Consider the following 14,995-nt stretch of genomic DNA (forward strand, 5'->3'; position numbering starts at 1 on the left):
ATGGCACTGACGGCTTCCGTCAAGGACGAGCTGTCCCGGCTTGAGATTCGGAGATCCTCCGAACGCAAGGCTGAGGTATCCACCATGCTGCGATTCTGCGGTGGACTCCACATCATCTCCGGACGCATCGTCATCGAGGCCGAGGTCGACCTCGCCTCCACCGCCCGGCGGCTTCGTGCCGCCATCGCCGAAGTCTACGGACACACCTCTGAAATCATCGTCGTCTCCGGCGGCGGCCTGCGCCGCGGCAACCGCTACGTGGTCAGGGTCGTCCGCGACGGCGAGTCCCTGGCGCGCCAGACCGGCCTGCTCGACGGGCGCGGCCGCCCCGTGCGCGGATTGCCCTCGGTCATCGTCAACGGTTCCACCGCCGACGCCGAGGCCGTGTGGCGCGGAGCGTTCCTCTCCCACGGCTCGCTGACCGAACCCGGGCGGTCCTCCGCACTGGAAATCACCTGCCCCGGCCCCGAATCGGCGCTCGCTCTGGTCGGTGCCGCGCGGCGCCTGGGCCTGGTGGCCAAGGCGCGCGAGGTCCGCGGCGTTGACCGCGTGGTCATCCGCGACGGCGAGGCCATTGCGCAGCTGCTCACCCGCATGGGCGCCCACGATGCGTTGATGGTCTGGGAGGAGCGCCGCATGCGCAAGGAAGTCCGTGCCACGGCCAACCGGCTGGCCAACTTCGACGACGCCAACCTGCGCCGCTCGGCCCAGGCGGCCGTTGCCGCCGGTGCCAGGGTCGACCGCGCGCTGGAAATCCTCGGCGAGGAAGTCCCCGAGCACCTCAAGTACGCCGGAGCCCTGCGCGTGGCGCACAAGCAGGCCAGCCTCGACGAGCTTGGCCGCATGGCGGAGCCGCCCATGACCAAGGACGCGATCGCCGGGCGGATTCGCCGGCTCTTGGCCATGGCCGACAAAAGAGCTTCCGAGTTGGGAATACCCGGCACCGAGGCGAGCGTTCCCTTGGATATGCTGGAGCACTGAAACCACGAGTTTTCCGCCAGCTGCGCGGAGATGCAGTAACGAAGAAGAGTGCGCCCGCGTCCCGCTGGGTGCCGAAGAGAATGAGGAGTCATTTTGGCTATTTATACCTTGCCTGAGCTGCAGTACGATTACGCGGCCTTGGAGCCGAACATTTCGGCGCGGATCATGGAGCTGCACCACTCGAAGCACCATGCTGCCTATGTGGCCGGTGCGAACACGGCGTTGGAGCAGCTGGCCGAGGCGCGGGAGAAGGGCGAGTTCGGGAACGTTCCGAAGTTGTCCAAGGACCTGGCGTTCCACTTGGGTGGTCACACGAACCACTCGATCTTCTGGAACAACCTTTCCCCGGAGGGCGGGGACAAGCCCGAGGGCGAGTTGGCTGCGGCGATTGACGACGCGTTTGGTTCCTTTGACGCTTTCCGTGCGCACTTCACGGCCGCGGCGATGAGCCTGCAGGGTTCGGGTTGGGCGTTGCTGGGCTTTGAGGGCCTGGGTGGCCAGTTGGTCATCGAGCAGTTGTATGACCAGCAGGGCAACGTGCCGGTGGCGACGACTCCGTTGTTGATGTTGGACATGTGGGAGCACGCGTTCTACCTGGATTACGTGAATGTGAAGGCCGATTATGTGAAGGCTTTCTGGAACATCGTGAACTGGGCCGATGTTTCGGCCCGCTTCGAGGCGGCGCGTGCCGGTGCCCCGAAGCTTGTCGTCCCCGGCAAGTAATCCGAGGACTTGGAGACGTAAGCCTCCTCACATTTATCGCCTCTATGGCGTAAGATGTAAACATCGAGTTTTGCGTGTCTTGCGGTTAATTCCGCAAGACACGCAATAACCCGGTCAGCATCCCAGCTGACGACACAACGGAGTGTCCAATTTTTTCCAAGCCACTCCGTTTCCTGTGTCCCAACACCGGGGCCCTCTTTTCGCGGCAGTGGCAACACCACTCTGTTTAGGAGAAATACACGTGACTACCCGTGTTGGCATTAACGGTTTCGGACGCATTGGTCGCAACTTCCTGCGAGCCAGCCTGGCTCATGGCGCAGACATCGAAGTTGTTGCAGTAAACGACCTGGGGTCCATCAACGACCTGGCCATGCTGGTCAAGTACGACTCGATCATGGGCCGCCTGGAAGAAGACGTGACCGTCGACGGCGCCTTCATCGTTGTGGGAAAGAAGCGCATCAAGGTCCTCTCGCAGAAGGATCCCGCCCACCTGGGCTGGGGCGAACTGGGAGTGGACGTCGTCATCGAGTCCACCGGCTTCTTCACGAAGGCCGCGGATGCCGAGAAGCACCTGCAGGCAGGCGCCAAGAAGGTCATCATTTCCGCGCCGGCTTCCAAGGAAGACATCACCATCGTCATGGGTGTCAACCACGAGAAGTACGAGGCCGACAAGCACCACATCATCTCGAACGCCTCCTGCACCACCAACTGCCTGGGCCCCGTGGCCAAGGTCCTTAACGACCAGTTCGGCATCGTCGACGGCCTGATGACCACCATCCACGCCTACACCGCAGACCAGCACCTGCAGGATTCCCCGCACAAGAAGGATCCGCGCCGCGCCCGCGCCGCCGCCTTGAACATGATCCCGACCTCCACCGGTGCAGCGAAGGCCATCGGCCTGGTCCTCCCGGAGCTCAAGGGCAAGCTCAACGGCTACGCCATGCGCGTCCCGGTTCCGACCGGCTCGGCCACCGACCTCACCGTGAACCTGGCCCGCGAGGCCTCCGTCGAGGAGATCAACGAGGCTTTCAAGAAGGCCGCCGAAGAGGGTCCGCTCAAGGGCTTCCTGAAGTACTCCGAGGATCCGCTGGTCTCCACCGACATCGTCCACGACCCGCACTCCGCGGTCTTCGATGCCGGCCTGACTTCCGTCATCGGCACCACCGCGAAGGTCGTCGCCTGGTACGACAACGAGTGGGCCTACTCGACCCGACTTGTTGACCTCACCGTTTATGTCGGCGCGCGTCTCGGTTAGTCCCGGACTCTTCCGATAGCCTAGTCAAATGACTTCCCACACTCTCGACGAATTGATCGCCGATGGTGTCCTTGGGCGGCGCGTTCTGGTCCGCAGTGACCTGAACGTGCCGCTCGATGGCCTCACCGTCACCGACGATGGGCGTATTCGCGCCTCCATACCCGTGGTGCAGAAGCTGGCCGAGGCCGGCGCACGCGTCATTGTCATGGCTCACCTGGGTCGCCCCAAGGGCGAACCCGACCCCCAGTACTCCATTGCCCCGGCGTCCACCCGGCTCGCCGAGCTCTCCGGGCTCGACGTGCGCACGGCCACCGACGTCGTGGGCCCCTCGGCCCGCCAACTGGCCGGGGAACTGACCGACGGCGCCGTCCTGGTCCTGGAAAATGTGCGCTTCGATGCGCGCGAGACCTCTAAAGAAGCCTCGGCACGCGCCGAATTCGCGGCGGAGCTCGCCGCGCTGACCGGCGAAGACGGCGCGTACATCAACGACGCCTTCGGTGCTGTGCACCGCAAGCACGCCTCGGTCTTCGACATCGCCGCACTGCTGCCGGCCTACCAGGGCGACCTGGTGGCCACCGAGGTGAAGGTGCTCAAGACCCTCACCGAGGCTCCCAAGCGCCCCTACGTGGTCGTGCTGGGCGGGTCCAAGGTCTCGGACAAGCTTGCCGTCATCGACAACCTGCTGGGCCGCGCCGACCACCTTCTGATCGGCGGCGGCATGGCCTTCACCTTCCTCAAGGCCCAGGGCCACGAGGTCGGCGGGTCCCTGTTGGAGGAAGACCAGCTCGAGACCTGCCGCGGCTACCTCAAGCGCGCCAAGGAACTGGGCTGCGACATCGTGCTGCCCACCGACGTGGTCGTGGCCTCCAAGTTCGGGGCAGATGCCGAGCACGAGGTGCTGGCCGCGGACAACATCACCGGCGGTGCCTTCGGCGCCACCGGCCTGGGCCTGGACATCGGTCCGGATTCCGGGGAGAAGTTCGCCAGCTACATCCGCAGTGCCAACACGGTGTTCTGGAACGGCCCGATGGGGGTCTTCGAGATCCCGGCGTTCGCCAACGGCACCCGTGCCGTTGCCGGTGCGCTGTCCGACTCGGAGGCATTCAGCGTCGTCGGCGGCGGCGACTCCGCCGCGGCCGTGCGCACGCTGGGTTTCCACGACGACGACTTCGGACACATTTCCACCGGCGGCGGTGCCTCCCTCGAGTACCTCGAGGGCAAGGAACTGCCCGGCCTGACTGCCTTGGAGGCGCGTAAGTGACCACATCCACGAATGGAAAATTCGACCGGAAGCCGCTGATTGCCGGCAACTGGAAGATGAACATGGACCACGTCCAAGGCATCACGCTTTTGCAGAAGCTGGCTTGGACCCTTGCCGACGCCGAGCACGACTTCGAGCGGGTCGAGGTGGCGGTCTTCCCGCCGTTCACCGACCTGCGCGGCGTGCAGACTCTGACCATGGGTGACAACCTGCCGGTGCGCTACGGCGCCCAGGACCTCTCGGCGCAGGACTCCGGTGCCTACACCGGGGAAATCTCCGGGCAGTTCCTCTCACGGCTCGGTTGCGCCTACGTGCTGGTGGGCCACAGTGAGCGCCGTGCGCTGCACGGGGAGTCCAACGAGCTGCTGGCCACCAAGGTCGCCGCAGCGTACCGCCACGGGCTGGTCCCGGTATTGTGCGTGGGCGAGGGACTTCAGATCCGCCAGGCCGGCACCCACGTTGAATACACGCTGGAACAGCTGCGCGGTTCGCTGGCAGGCATCACTGCGGAGCAGGCCGAGACCCTGGTGGTGGCCTACGAACCGGTGTGGGCGATTGGCACCGGCGAGGTGGCGGGACCGGCCGACGCGCAGGAACTCTGCGCGGCCATCCGCACCGAGCTCGCGCAGCTGTTCGGCGACGAGACGGCCTCCAAGGTCAGGGTCCTTTACGGCGGTTCGGTGAAGGCGTCGAACGTGGCGCAGATCCTGGCCGAACGCGATGTCGACGGCGTGTTGGTCGGAGGGGCATCCTTGGACGCCGCCGAGTTTGCTAATATTGTTAGGTTCGAGCACCACCTGGTGACCGACTAATCGCCACCGAGCTGATTGAAGGGCAATTATGGACGTCATCAAGTTGGTTTTGCAGATTTTGCTGCTCATCACGAGCCTGCTGCTTACGCTGCTGATCCTGCTGCACAAGGGTCGCGGCGGAGGCATGTCAGACATGTTCGGCGGTGGCATGACCACCTCGCTGGGTTCTTCCGGCGTCGCCGAGCGCAACCTCAACCGGGTGACCATCGTCCTGGGCATCATCTGGGCCGTCGTCATCATCGGGCTGGGCCTGGTCATGCGCTTCAGCGTGGAGTCCTAGCCCCCGGCACCCCAAGCAGCACAAAGCGCGGCCCGCCCTCGTCGAATCGACGAGGGCGGGCCGCGCTTTTGCGTTTGCCGGCTGTTGCTAGACCAGTGCCGCGGCGGCGGCATCCATGAGCCACCAGGTGCCCTGCGTGCCGGCGACCCCCGAGGCAGGGACGCGTTCACGTGTCACGGGAGCCTCGCCGAGGGCGACCCCTGCGGCCGGCGCCTTGTCGGCGCCCGCCACCACGAGCCACACGGCGCGGGCGGTGTTGATGGCATCAAAGGTCAGCGAGACGCGCAGCGGCGGCGGCTTGGGCGAATCGTGGACACCGATGACGGAGAGCCCGGTGCGGGTGGCGCCCTCGTGGTCGGGGAAGAGCGACGCGACGTGCGAATCCGGGCCCATGCCCAGCATCAGCACGTCGAAGACGGGAAGCGCGCCCGCGGTGCCCTCGGTGGCGGCTTCCTCGGCCAGCAGCTGCGCGTAGGCCCCGGCGGCGAGTTCGGGGGTGGCGAAGTCGTCGGGGGAGCCCATCGGGTGCACCCGGCCGCGGTCCAGCCCGTGGCCGTCGAGCACGCCCAGGAGCACCTCGGCCTGCACCGCGTTGCGGTCGGGGGAACCGGATTCGACGAAGCGCTCGTCGCCCCAGTAGATGTTCACCCGCGACCAGTCCACCGCGCCGAGGGCAGGGGAGGCGGCCACCTGTTCCAGGGACTTGATGCCCAGGGTGCCGCCGGTGAGCACGATGCTCGCCTCGCCGCGTGCGGCCTGCGCGTCGAGGATCGCGGTGACGAGCCGGGCCGCGACGGCCGCCGCGGTGGCTGGCAGGTCGGGATGGATGACGACGTGTCGCCTAGCGTTCACTGGCACGGATGCTCCTCAGGTTGGTGCGCTTCAGGCCCTCGCGCACGACCTCGCCGAATACCTCGTCCGGGTCCAGGCGACGCATTTCCTCGGCCAGGCAGTCTGCCACGGGGCGCTGCGGCAAGGAAATCAGCTGGGCCTTCTGGCCCGGCTGGTACAACTCGGCCACGTCCCCCGGAGGACGGGTCAACTCGACGTCCCCGGAGGGCAGGGAAAAGCGCACGGAGCGGACACCGGTGCCCTCGGGGGAGGAAGCGAGGGTCACCGGGATCTTCAGGCACAGCCGCAGCCAGGCCGCGAGCAGCACGGTGGAGGGGGAATCCACGGCACCGGTGACGGTCGCCGCGGTCACCTGCGCCGGGTCCAGCTGGTCGAAGACCGAGGCCAGCTGGGCGCGCCAGAGCGTCAGCCGGGTCCAGGCCAGGTCGGTGTCGCCTGCTCGGTAGGATTCGGCGAGCGAGAAGAGCGCGGCCCGTGGATCCGTCTCGGCGCCGGAATCGGTGATGCGGCGGTGCGCGATCTTTCCCAGCGGGCTGCCGGCGGCGTCCTTCGGCACCCCGTGCGGCCACCAGGCCACGATCGGGGCGTCGGGCAGCAGCAGCCCGGAGACCAGGGACTCGTCCACGTGCGCGTCGGGCCCGAAGGTGTGCAGCACGATGACCTCGGCGGCGCCGGCGTCCCCGCCCAGGCGGATCTGGGCGTCCAGCCGGGTCCTGCCGTCGGCAGCGCCCTGGACCACCACCACGATGCGGCAGGGGTGTTCGCGGCTGGCCAGGGAGGCAGCTGCAATGGCGTCTTCCTCGTACCCGGCACTGGTGATCACCAACAGGGTCAGCACGCGGGAGAGCGCTGAGGATCCCCCGGCCCGGCGCATGGTGACCAGTTCCTTGGAGATCTTCGAGGTCGTGGTGTCTTGCATCTGCACTATCATGGGCGGCGCCATGTCCTTCCGTCGCGGGCCATCAATTCGTCGGCCGAGGCCGGGCCCCAGGAGCCGGGGGCGTAGGGTTCGGGCTGTTCGGGCAGCGACGCCCAGTGCTCCTCGAACGGGTCAAGGATGCGCCAGGACTGCTCGACCTCCTCGTGGCGGGGGAACAGCGGGGGCTCGCCCAGCAGCACGTCGAGGATCAGCCGCTCGTAGGCCTCCGGGGAGGACTCGGTGAACGCGTGTCCGTAGCCAAAGTCCATGGTCACGTCGCGCACCTCCATCGAGGTCCCGGGGACCTTGGAGCCGAAGCGGATGGTCACGCCTTCGTCGGGCTGGACCCGGATGACGATGGCGTTCTGCCCGAACACGTCGTCCTTGTGGTCGGTGAAGAGCAGGTTCGGGGCGCGCTTGAACGCCACGGCGATCTCGGTGACCCGGCGGCCCAGGCGCTTGCCGGCGCGCAGGTAGAACGGCACCCCTGCCCAGCGGCGGGTGTTGATCTCCAGCTTGATGGCCGCGTAGGTCTCGGTCTTGGACGCGGGGTTGAAGCCCTCCTCGTCCAGGAAGCCGGTGACCTTCTCCCCGCCCTGCCAGCCGGAGGTGTACTGGCCGCGGGCACTTGCCTGCGCAAGGTCTTCGGGCAGCCGCACGGCGGCCAGGATCTTTTCCTTCTCGCTGCGCAGGTGCTCGGCGTCGAAGGAGATCGGTTCCTCCATGGCCGTCAGCGCCAGCAGCTGCAGCAGGTGGTTCTGGATGACGTCGCGGGCCGCACCCACCCCGTCGTAGTAACCCGCGCGCCCGCCGATGCCGATGTCCTCGGCCATGGTGATCTGCACGTGGTCCACGTGGTTGGCGTTCCACAGCGGCTCGAAGAGCTGGTTGGCGAAGCGCATGGCCAGCAGGTTCTGCACCGTCTCCTTGCCCAGGTAGTGGTCGATGCGGAAGACAGCGTCGGGCGGGAAGACCGACTCGACGATTTCGTTCAGCTCGCGGGCGGACGCCAGGTCGTGGCCGAAGGGCTTTTCGATGACCACCCGTGACCAGCCGGCGTCGGCGGAGTCGTCGTTGGCCAGACCGTGCCGCGAGAGCTGCTCGCAGACGGTCTCGAAGGAATTCGGCGGGATCGAGAGGTAGAAGGCGTGGTTCTTGCCGGTGCTGCGGCTTTTTGCCAGGTCGTCGAGGGTCTCGCGCAGCGCGATGAACGCTTCGTCGTCGTCGAACCCGCCGGAGATGAACCGGAACCCGCTGGCCAGCTGCTCCCACACGGTCTCGTTGAAGGGGGTGCGTGCGTGGTCCTTGACCCAGGCCCTGGCCTCGGCGGCGAACTGCTCCGCGCTCCAGTCCCGGCGCCCGAAGCCGACGACGGCGAAGTTCGGCGGCAGCAGGCCGCGGTTGGCCAGGTCGTAGACGGCGGGCATGAGCTTCTTGCGGGCCAGGTCGCCGGTGATGCCGAAGAACACCAGGGCGGAGGGCCCGGCGATGCGGTCAAGCCGCCGGTCCCGGCGGTCACGCAGGGGATTGTGGTGGTTGCGCGCGGGGCGCCGAGCGGACTCAAGCATCAAGATCGGGACCTTCGGATGTTGGGAGGGGGGAACTTAAACAGGGGGTGCGCACACCGGGTGCGGGGGATGCACCCGGTGTGCGGCGGAAGGAACGGAGGATCAGGCCTGGGCCATCTCCCGCGCCAGCTTGTCCAATTGCCGGATGCCGGCTTCCTTGTCCGTCAGGTGCAGGCGCAGCACCGGGCGACCCAGGTCGGCCAGTACCTGCGCATCGCCGCTGGCCTGGGCGGCAATCAGCTCGCCGAAGGTGAAGGCCCGCTCGGGAATGGACAGGTCCATCGAGGACTCCGCGGTGAGCTGAAGGTAGGCGCCCACGCGCGGTCCGCCCTTGTGGAACTGTCCGGTGGAGTGCAGGAAGCGCGGCCCCCAGCCGAAGGTCACCGGGCGGTTGGCGGCGGCGGCAAGCAACGGACGGATGTTTTCCAGCTCGATGTCCGACCGGCGGTCCAGGTAGGCGTGGATGCCGAGGTAGCCGTTGGACGGCATCGCGGCAACCAGGGCCGCCAGGGCGCCGGCGAGCGAATCGACGCCATCGAGCAAGCCCGCGGAAGCACGGACCTCGATGGCGCCGTCGGTGAACGCGGCCGGAACGGATTCCGGGGTTCCTTCCAACAGCGAGCGGGCGGCAACCTTGGCTGCCTCCACGTCGGGCTGGTCGAACGGGTCGATGCCCAGCAGGTGCCCGGCCACGGCGGTCGCGTACTCCCACAGCAGCATCTGCGCGCCCAAGGCGCCGGAGAGCGCGACCGAGGCGGCCTCGGCGTCGATGTCCTCGTCGGTGAGCAGGCCGGTGTCGGCGACCAGGCGGATCTGCAGGAAGTCGGCAGCCGCGCTGATCGTTTCCGGTGCCCGGTCCTCCACGACAACCGGCAGCATGCCGGTCTGCTCCTTGCCGGTGGATTCTGAGATGAGCTGTTCCGCCCAGTCGGCGAAACCTGCCAGTCCCGAGCCCTCGTCGGCGAAGATGAGCTTGTCGCGCAGGGGGCTCGTGCCGGCCATTGCGGCGCCCAGGGCCAGGGCGATGTTGTCCTCGTCGTCCTCGGCCAGGAACTCGGCCGCGGCCGCGGCCTCGTCCAGGAAGGCCTCGATGTCGACGCCCGCCAGGCCGGCGGGAACCAGCCCGAAGGCGGTCAGCGCCGAGTAGCGCCCGCCCACGGACGGGTCGGCGTTGAACACCGCGCGGTAGCCCGCCTTGCGGCTTGCCTCGTCCATCGGCGAGCCCGGGTCGGTGACCACGATGATGCGCGAGGCGGCATCGAGGCCGGCGTCGTTGAACGCCTGCTCGAAGACCCGGCGCTGCGAGTCGGTCTCCACCGTGGAGCCGGACTTGGAGGCAACCACCAGGGCGGTGGTGGCCAGGCGGTCGGCGAGGATGCCGGCGACCATTTCCGGGTCGGTGGAGTCGCAGACGACCAGCTCGACGTCGTTGGTCGCGCAAATGACCTCGGGCGCCAGGGAGGATCCGCCCATGCCGGCAAGCACGATGCGGTTCACCCCTTCGGCGCGCAGCTCGTCGCGCAGTGCCAGGATGCCGGGTACCAGGGCGCGGGAGTTTTCCGGCGCGTCGACCCAGCCCAGGCGGACGGAGGCCTCGGCGCGGGCCGACTCGACCCACACCGTGGCGTCCTTGGCGGCGATGCGGCTGGCGACCTTCTCGGCCACCAGCGACGGCACATGGGCCTCGATGGCCGCCTGCGCGGCCCCCGTGGCTATGAACCCCAGGGAACTCATTTCACGTTCGCGTTCTTGAGCGAGGCATCGAGGTCGGTCAGCAGTTCGTTCCAGGCGGCCTCGAACTTCTGAAGGCCCTCGACCTCGAGCTTGGCCACGACGTCGTTGTAGCTCACGCCCAGGGCCGCCAGCGCGTCAAGCACCGCGTTGGCCTCGGCGTAGCTGCCGGACACAGTGTTCCCGCTGATTTCTGCGTGGTCGGCGGTGGCCTCGAGGGTCTTTTCCGGCATGGTGTTGACGGTGTTCGGGGCGCACAGCTCGGTGACGTAGAGGGTGTCCGGCAGGGCCGGGTCCTTCACGCCGGTGGAGGCCCACAGCGGGCGCTGGGCGTTGGCGCCGGCCGCGGCCAGGACGTTCCAGCGCTCGGAGGTGAAGGTCTCCTCGTAGACCTGGTAGGCCAGGCGGGCGTTGGCGACGCCGGCCTTGCCGCGCAGGGCCAGGGCTTCGTCGGTGCCGATGGCATTCAGGCGCGCATCGATCTCGGTGTCCACGCGGGAGACGAAGAAGGAAGCGACCGAGTGCAGCTTGGACAGGTCATGCCCGTTGGCCTTGGCTGCCTCCAGGCCGATGAGGAAGGCGTTGATGACAGCGCGGTAGCGCTCCAGCGAGAAGATCAGCGTGACGTTCACGGAGATGCCTGCCGCCAGGGTCTCGGCGATGGCCTCCAGGCCCTCGACGGTTCCCGGGATCTTGACCAGCACGTTCTCGCGGCCGACCATCTCGTGCAGGACCTTGGCCTCGGCGATGGTCTCGGCGGTCTTGCGGGCCAGGCGCGGGTCGACCTCGATGGAAACGCGTCCGTCGACGCCGTTGGTGGCGGCATTGATCGGTGCGAACAGGTCGCAGGCCGCGGCGACGTCGTCGCTGGTGATCTTGAAGACGGCTTCCTCGGCGTCCATGCCGGCTGCCGCCAGCTCGGCGACCTGCGCCGCGTAGGACTCGCCGTCGGACAGGGCAGCGTGGAAGATCGAGGGGTTGGTGGTGACCCCGACGACGTTCTTTTCCTTGATCAGGGCCTCGAGCGAACCGGAGGTCAGGCGTTCGCGGGAGAGGTCATCGAGCCAGATCGAGACGCCGGCGTCCGAAAGGGCCTGGGTGTTTGCGTTGCTCACGGTAAAAATCCTTTGCGTGTTGGGGGGGTGTTACTTGGCGGCCGAGATGGAATCGAGGGCGGCGGCGGTGATGGCCTCCGCGGTGATCCCGAACTCGGTGAAGAGGCGCTTGTAGTCTGCCGAGGCGCCGTAGTGGTCAAGGGAGATGATGCGTCCGGCATCGCCCACCAGCTCGCGCCAGCCCTGGGCCACGCCGGCCTCGACCGAGACGCGGGCCTTGACGGCGGCGGGCAGCACGGATTCGCGGTAGGCGGCATCCTGTTGGTTGAACCATTCCAGGCACGGGATGGAGACCACGCGGGCGGCAACGCCCTGGGCCTGCAGGGCCTCGCGGGCCTCGATGGCCAGGGAGACCTCGGAGCCGGTTCCCAGCAGCAGCACCTCGGGGGCGACGACCTCGCCGTTGGCGGTGGCGTCGGCGAGCACATAGGCGCCCTTTTCGACACCCTCGGCCGAGCCGAAGCCCAGCTGTGCACGGTCGTAGACCGGGAGGTTCTGGCGAGAGAGGACGATGCCGGCGGGATTGGACGTGGTTTCCAGGATCTTCTTCCACGCGTAGGAGACCTCGTTGGCATCCGCCGGGCGGACCACGTCAAGGTTCGGGATGGCGCGCAGGGAAGCCAGCTGCTCGACCGGCTGGTGCGTCGGTCCGTCCTCGCCCAGGCCGATGGAGTCGTGCGTCCACACGTAGATGGATGGCACGCCCATCAGCGCGGAGAGGCGGATGGCCGGGCGCTGGTAGTCGGAGAAGATCAGGAAGGTGCCCGAGTAGGCGCGGGTCGGGGAAGCCAGCGTGATGCCGTTGACGATCGAGGCGGCAGCGTGCTCGCGGATGCCGAAGTGCAGCACCCGGCCGTAGGGGTTGCCCTTCCAGGAATCGGTGGAACGCGATTCCGGGATGAAGGACGGTGCGCCCTCGATGGTGGTGTTGTTCGAGCCGGCCAGGTCGGCCGAGCCACCCCAGAGCTCGGGCAGTACGCCGGCGACGGCGTTGATGACCTTGCCGGAGGCCGAACGGGTGGCGACGTCCTTGCCGGGCTCGAAGACCGGCAGGTTCTCGTCCCAGCCGGCCGGCAGCTCGCCGGATTCCAGGCGCGCCAGCAGGGCGGCGTTTTCCGGGTTGGCGTTCGACCAGGCGTCGAAGCCTTCCTGCCAGGTGGCGCGGGCGGCGGTGCCGCGCTCCTGCACGGAGCGGGCGTGGGCCAGGACTTCGTCCGCGATCGCGAAGTTGGCTTCCGGGTCGAAGCCCAGGGCGGTCTTCAAGCCTGCAACCTCGGTGCCGCCGAGCTTGGAACCGTGGATGCCGCCGGTGTCGGCCTTGGTCGGCGAGGGCCAGCCAATGACGGTGCGCAGGGAAATGATCGAGGGACGGTTGCTCTCGGCCTTGGCGGCGCGCAGGGCGGCGTCGAGCTCGGCCAGGTCCTCGACGTAGTTCCCGGTCTTGGTCCAGTCCACGCGCTGGGTGTGCCAGCCGTAGGCCTCGTAGCGGCCGAGCACGTTTTCGGTGAACGCCACGTCGGTGTCGTCTTCGATGGAGATGTGGTTCTCGTCATAGACCACGACGAGATTGCCGAGTTCCTGGTGGCCGGCCAGCGAGGAGGCCTCGGAGGTGACGCCCTCCTGCAGGTCGCCGTCGGAGGCGATGACCCACACGGTGTGGTCGAAGGGGCTGGTGCCGGCGGGCGCGTCGGCGTCAAGCAGGCCGCGCATGCGGCGCTGGGCGTAGGCGAAGCCCACGGCCGAGGCCAGGCCCTGGCCGAGCGGACCGGTGGTGATTTCCACGCCGGCGGTGTGGCCGAATTCCGGGTGCCCGGGGGTCTTGGCGCCCCAGGTGCGCAGTGCCTCGAGGTCTTCGAGCTCCAGGCCGTAGCCGGAGAGGAAGAGCTGCAGGTACAGGGTCAGCGAGGTGTGCCCGGGGGAGAGCACGAAGCGGTCGCGGCCGATCCAGGCCGGATCGGACGGGTCGTGGCGCAGGTGCTGCTGGAAGAGCAGGTACGCGGCCGGGGCCAGCGAGATCGCCGTTCCGGGGTGGCCGTTTCCAACCTTCTCGACCGCATCCGCGGCGAGCACGCGGGCCGTGTCGACGGCTCGCTGGTCAAGATCGGTCCAAGCGAATTCGCTGTTTTCTGCTAGTGGCGCCACGTTGTGGGTCCTCCCTGTACGGTGTGCATTTCAAAGTCATGTGGTTGCGGGGCATCCCGCCCTGTAAGCACAACGCCGCCGTCCATCCAATGATTCACGGGACGGTTTCGGCGGCGGCGCAACGGTTCCAGCTTAGCGCCATTCGCCTCAAATATGCCCGTTTGAGACCGCTTGTTGAGGCATGGCGAAAACTATTGTTGCCGGAGATTGCGGGCGGGCGCGCCCGCGTGTCGCCCGCGCGGAAAGATCGCGGCCCATTTCTACGTGCTGTAAAAGGGTATGCTAGAGGGTGATTGTCCTTATTGACCCCCGTAGAACTGAGTAGATGTCTGTGAAGACCGTGTCCGTTGACTCCGCAACGAGGGCCCGTGCAGCTCGTCAGCCGAATGAATCGGTTGGCGACTTCGTGTCGCGAAAGGCCAAGGCCTATGTGGCCCTGACCAAGCCTCGCGTCATTGAACTCCTGCTCGTGACCACGCTGCCGACCATGATGTTCGCCGAACGCGGTTTCCCCTCGATTTCGCTGGTGCTGGCCACCTTGCTGGGTGGGGCCATGGCTGCCGGGGCATCTGGCTCCTTCAACTGCTACATCGACCGCGACATGGACAAGGTCATGAAGCGCACCAAGGGGCGCCCGCTGGTCACCGGCGAGGTCACCCCGCGCGAGGCGTTGATCTTCTCCTACGCACTTGGCTTCGCGTCGCTGGCGGTGCTCTGGTTCGGAACGAACCCGCTGACCACCGCACTCGGCCTGGCTGCAATCCTCTTCTACGTGGTGCTGTACACGCTGATCCTCAAGCGCCGGACCGCACAGAACATCGTATGGGGCGGGATCGCCGGCTGCATGCCCGTGCTCATTGCCTGGGCAGCGGTCACCAACAAGATCGAATGGCCCGCCATCATCTTGTTCCTGATCATCTTCCTGTGGACCCCGCCGCACTACTGGCCGCTGTCCATGAAGTACGCCGACGACTACAACGCCGCACGGGTGCCGATGCTCGGTGCGATTTCCAGTGCCCGCCGGGTCTCGGTGCAGGTTGTCCTGTACGCCTGGGCCACGCTGGTCTGCTCGCTGCTGTTGGTCCCGATGGGCTACGCAGGCATCGTCTACACCGTGCTGGCCGGCGTCTCGGGCCTGTGGTTCGTCTACGAGTGCCACGTGCTCTACCGCGAGGCCCAGCGCGACCATGAGCCGGCGGACATGAACAAGAAGGCCATGAAGGTCTTCCACATCTCCATCACGTACCTGACGCTCGTCTTCGTCGCCCTGGCCATCGACCCGTTCGTGGGCGGCCCGCTCTTCTAGGAAACACGCCAGGGACAAGGCCGAAGCACCGATGGCGGCTCGCACGGGGA

13 protein-coding genes are annotated in these 14,995 nt (G+C 67.2%); 7 read left to right on the forward strand and 6 right to left on the reverse strand.

Going from position 1 to position 14,995, the window contains the following annotated elements; all coding sequences use genetic code 11:
* The 6 genes from whiA to secG all read left to right on the forward strand — a co-directional run bounded on the left by whiA (position 1) and on the right by secG (position 5,312).
* Entirely contained in the window at positions 1–981 is a 981-nt protein-coding gene (gene whiA, locus ABD687_RS01495) for a DNA-binding protein WhiA (RefSeq protein ID WP_264269138.1), read from the forward strand.
* Positions 982–1,074: 93 nt separating this feature from the next.
* On the forward strand, positions 1,075–1,704 hold the full coding sequence (locus ABD687_RS01500; RefSeq protein ID WP_264269137.1) for a superoxide dismutase: 630 nt from the start codon (positions 1,075–1,077) through the stop codon (positions 1,702–1,704).
* A gap of 241 nt (positions 1,705–1,945) precedes the next feature.
* Positions 1,946–2,959 (forward strand): type I glyceraldehyde-3-phosphate dehydrogenase, encoded by a 1,014-nt coding sequence (gene gap / locus ABD687_RS01505; RefSeq protein ID WP_264269136.1) that lies wholly within the window; start codon positions 1,946–1,948, stop codon positions 2,957–2,959.
* Positions 2,960–2,987: 28 nt separating this feature from the next.
* Positions 2,988–4,220 (forward strand): phosphoglycerate kinase, encoded by a 1,233-nt coding sequence (locus ABD687_RS01510; protein ID WP_310287873.1) that lies wholly within the window; start codon positions 2,988–2,990, stop codon positions 4,218–4,220.
* Positions 4,217–5,032 (forward strand): triose-phosphate isomerase, encoded by an 816-nt coding sequence (gene tpiA, locus ABD687_RS01515; protein ID WP_310287871.1) that lies wholly within the window; start codon positions 4,217–4,219, stop codon positions 5,030–5,032. Before ABD687_RS01510 ends, tpiA begins: the two co-directional genes overlap by 4 nt.
* A gap of 28 nt (positions 5,033–5,060) precedes the next feature.
* Positions 5,061–5,312, forward strand: coding sequence for a preprotein translocase subunit SecG (gene secG, locus ABD687_RS01520; protein ID WP_264269133.1), 252 nt, complete (start codon positions 5,061–5,063; stop codon positions 5,310–5,312).
* 87 nt (positions 5,313–5,399) lie between these two features.
* Here secG and pgl read toward each other — a convergent pair whose 3' ends face one another.
* From pgl to tkt, 6 genes are all read right to left on the reverse strand, one after another.
* Positions 5,400–6,164: a 6-phosphogluconolactonase gene (gene pgl / locus ABD687_RS01525; RefSeq protein WP_377700417.1), complete on the reverse strand. Its 765-nt coding sequence runs from the start codon at positions 6,162–6,164 to the stop codon at positions 5,400–5,402.
* Positions 6,154–7,095 (reverse strand): glucose-6-phosphate dehydrogenase assembly protein OpcA, encoded by a 942-nt coding sequence (locus tag ABD687_RS01530; RefSeq protein ID WP_264269131.1) that lies wholly within the window; start codon positions 7,093–7,095, stop codon positions 6,154–6,156. The genes pgl and ABD687_RS01530 overlap by 11 nt, the downstream gene beginning before the upstream one ends.
* Positions 7,092–8,651 carry a glucose-6-phosphate dehydrogenase gene (gene zwf / locus ABD687_RS01535; protein WP_310287865.1) on the reverse strand — a complete coding sequence of 520 codons (1,560 nt, stop codon included), beginning with the start codon at positions 8,649–8,651 and terminating at the stop codon, positions 7,092–7,094. The genes ABD687_RS01530 and zwf overlap by 4 nt, the downstream gene beginning before the upstream one ends.
* Before the next feature lie 102 nt (positions 8,652–8,753).
* Positions 8,754–10,385: a glucose-6-phosphate isomerase gene (locus tag ABD687_RS01540; RefSeq protein WP_310287863.1), complete on the reverse strand. Its 1,632-nt coding sequence runs from the start codon at positions 10,383–10,385 to the stop codon at positions 8,754–8,756.
* Positions 10,382–11,497: a transaldolase gene (tal, locus tag ABD687_RS01545; protein WP_310287860.1), complete on the reverse strand. Its 1,116-nt coding sequence runs from the start codon at positions 11,495–11,497 to the stop codon at positions 10,382–10,384. The genes ABD687_RS01540 and tal overlap by 4 nt, the downstream gene beginning before the upstream one ends.
* 30 nt (positions 11,498–11,527) lie before the next feature.
* A complete protein-coding gene (tkt, locus tag ABD687_RS01550) occupies positions 11,528–13,639 on the reverse strand; it encodes a transketolase (protein ID WP_310287857.1) in 2,112 nt (703 codons plus the stop codon).
* A 325-nt stretch (positions 13,640–13,964) separates the two neighbouring features.
* Between tkt and ABD687_RS01555 the strand changes: the two genes are divergently transcribed.
* Positions 13,965–14,945, forward strand: coding sequence for a heme o synthase (locus tag ABD687_RS01555; RefSeq protein WP_264269126.1), 981 nt, complete (start codon positions 13,965–13,967; stop codon positions 14,943–14,945).
* Positions 14,946–14,995: the final 50 nt, after the last annotated feature.

The sequence above is a fragment of the Paeniglutamicibacter sulfureus genome (assembly GCF_039535115.1).
Lineage (GTDB): Bacteria > Actinomycetota > Actinomycetes > Actinomycetales > Micrococcaceae > Paeniglutamicibacter > Paeniglutamicibacter sulfureus.

Bases quoted from the DNA above. Each gene is read 5' to 3' on its own strand.
- whiA (WP_264269138.1), top strand. From the start codon at position 1: ATGGCACTGACGGCTTCCGTCAAGGACGAGCTGTCCCGGCTTGAGATT.
- ABD687_RS01510 (WP_310287873.1), top strand. From the start codon at position 2,988: ATGACTTCCCACACTCTCGACGAATTGATCGCCGATGGTGTCCTTGGG.
- secG (WP_264269133.1), top strand. From the start codon at position 5,061: ATGGACGTCATCAAGTTGGTTTTGCAGATTTTGCTGCTCATCACGAGC.
- ABD687_RS01530 (WP_264269131.1), bottom strand. From the start codon at position 7,095: ATGATAGTGCAGATGCAAGACACCACGACCTCGAAGATCTCCAAGGAA.
- zwf (WP_310287865.1), bottom strand. From the start codon at position 8,651: ATGCTTGAGTCCGCTCGGCGCCCCGCGCGCAACCACCACAATCCCCTG.
- ABD687_RS01540 (WP_310287863.1), bottom strand. From the start codon at position 10,385: ATGAGTTCCCTGGGGTTCATAGCCACGGGGGCCGCGCAGGCGGCCATC.
- ABD687_RS01555 (WP_264269126.1), top strand. From the start codon at position 13,965: ATGTCTGTGAAGACCGTGTCCGTTGACTCCGCAACGAGGGCCCGTGCA.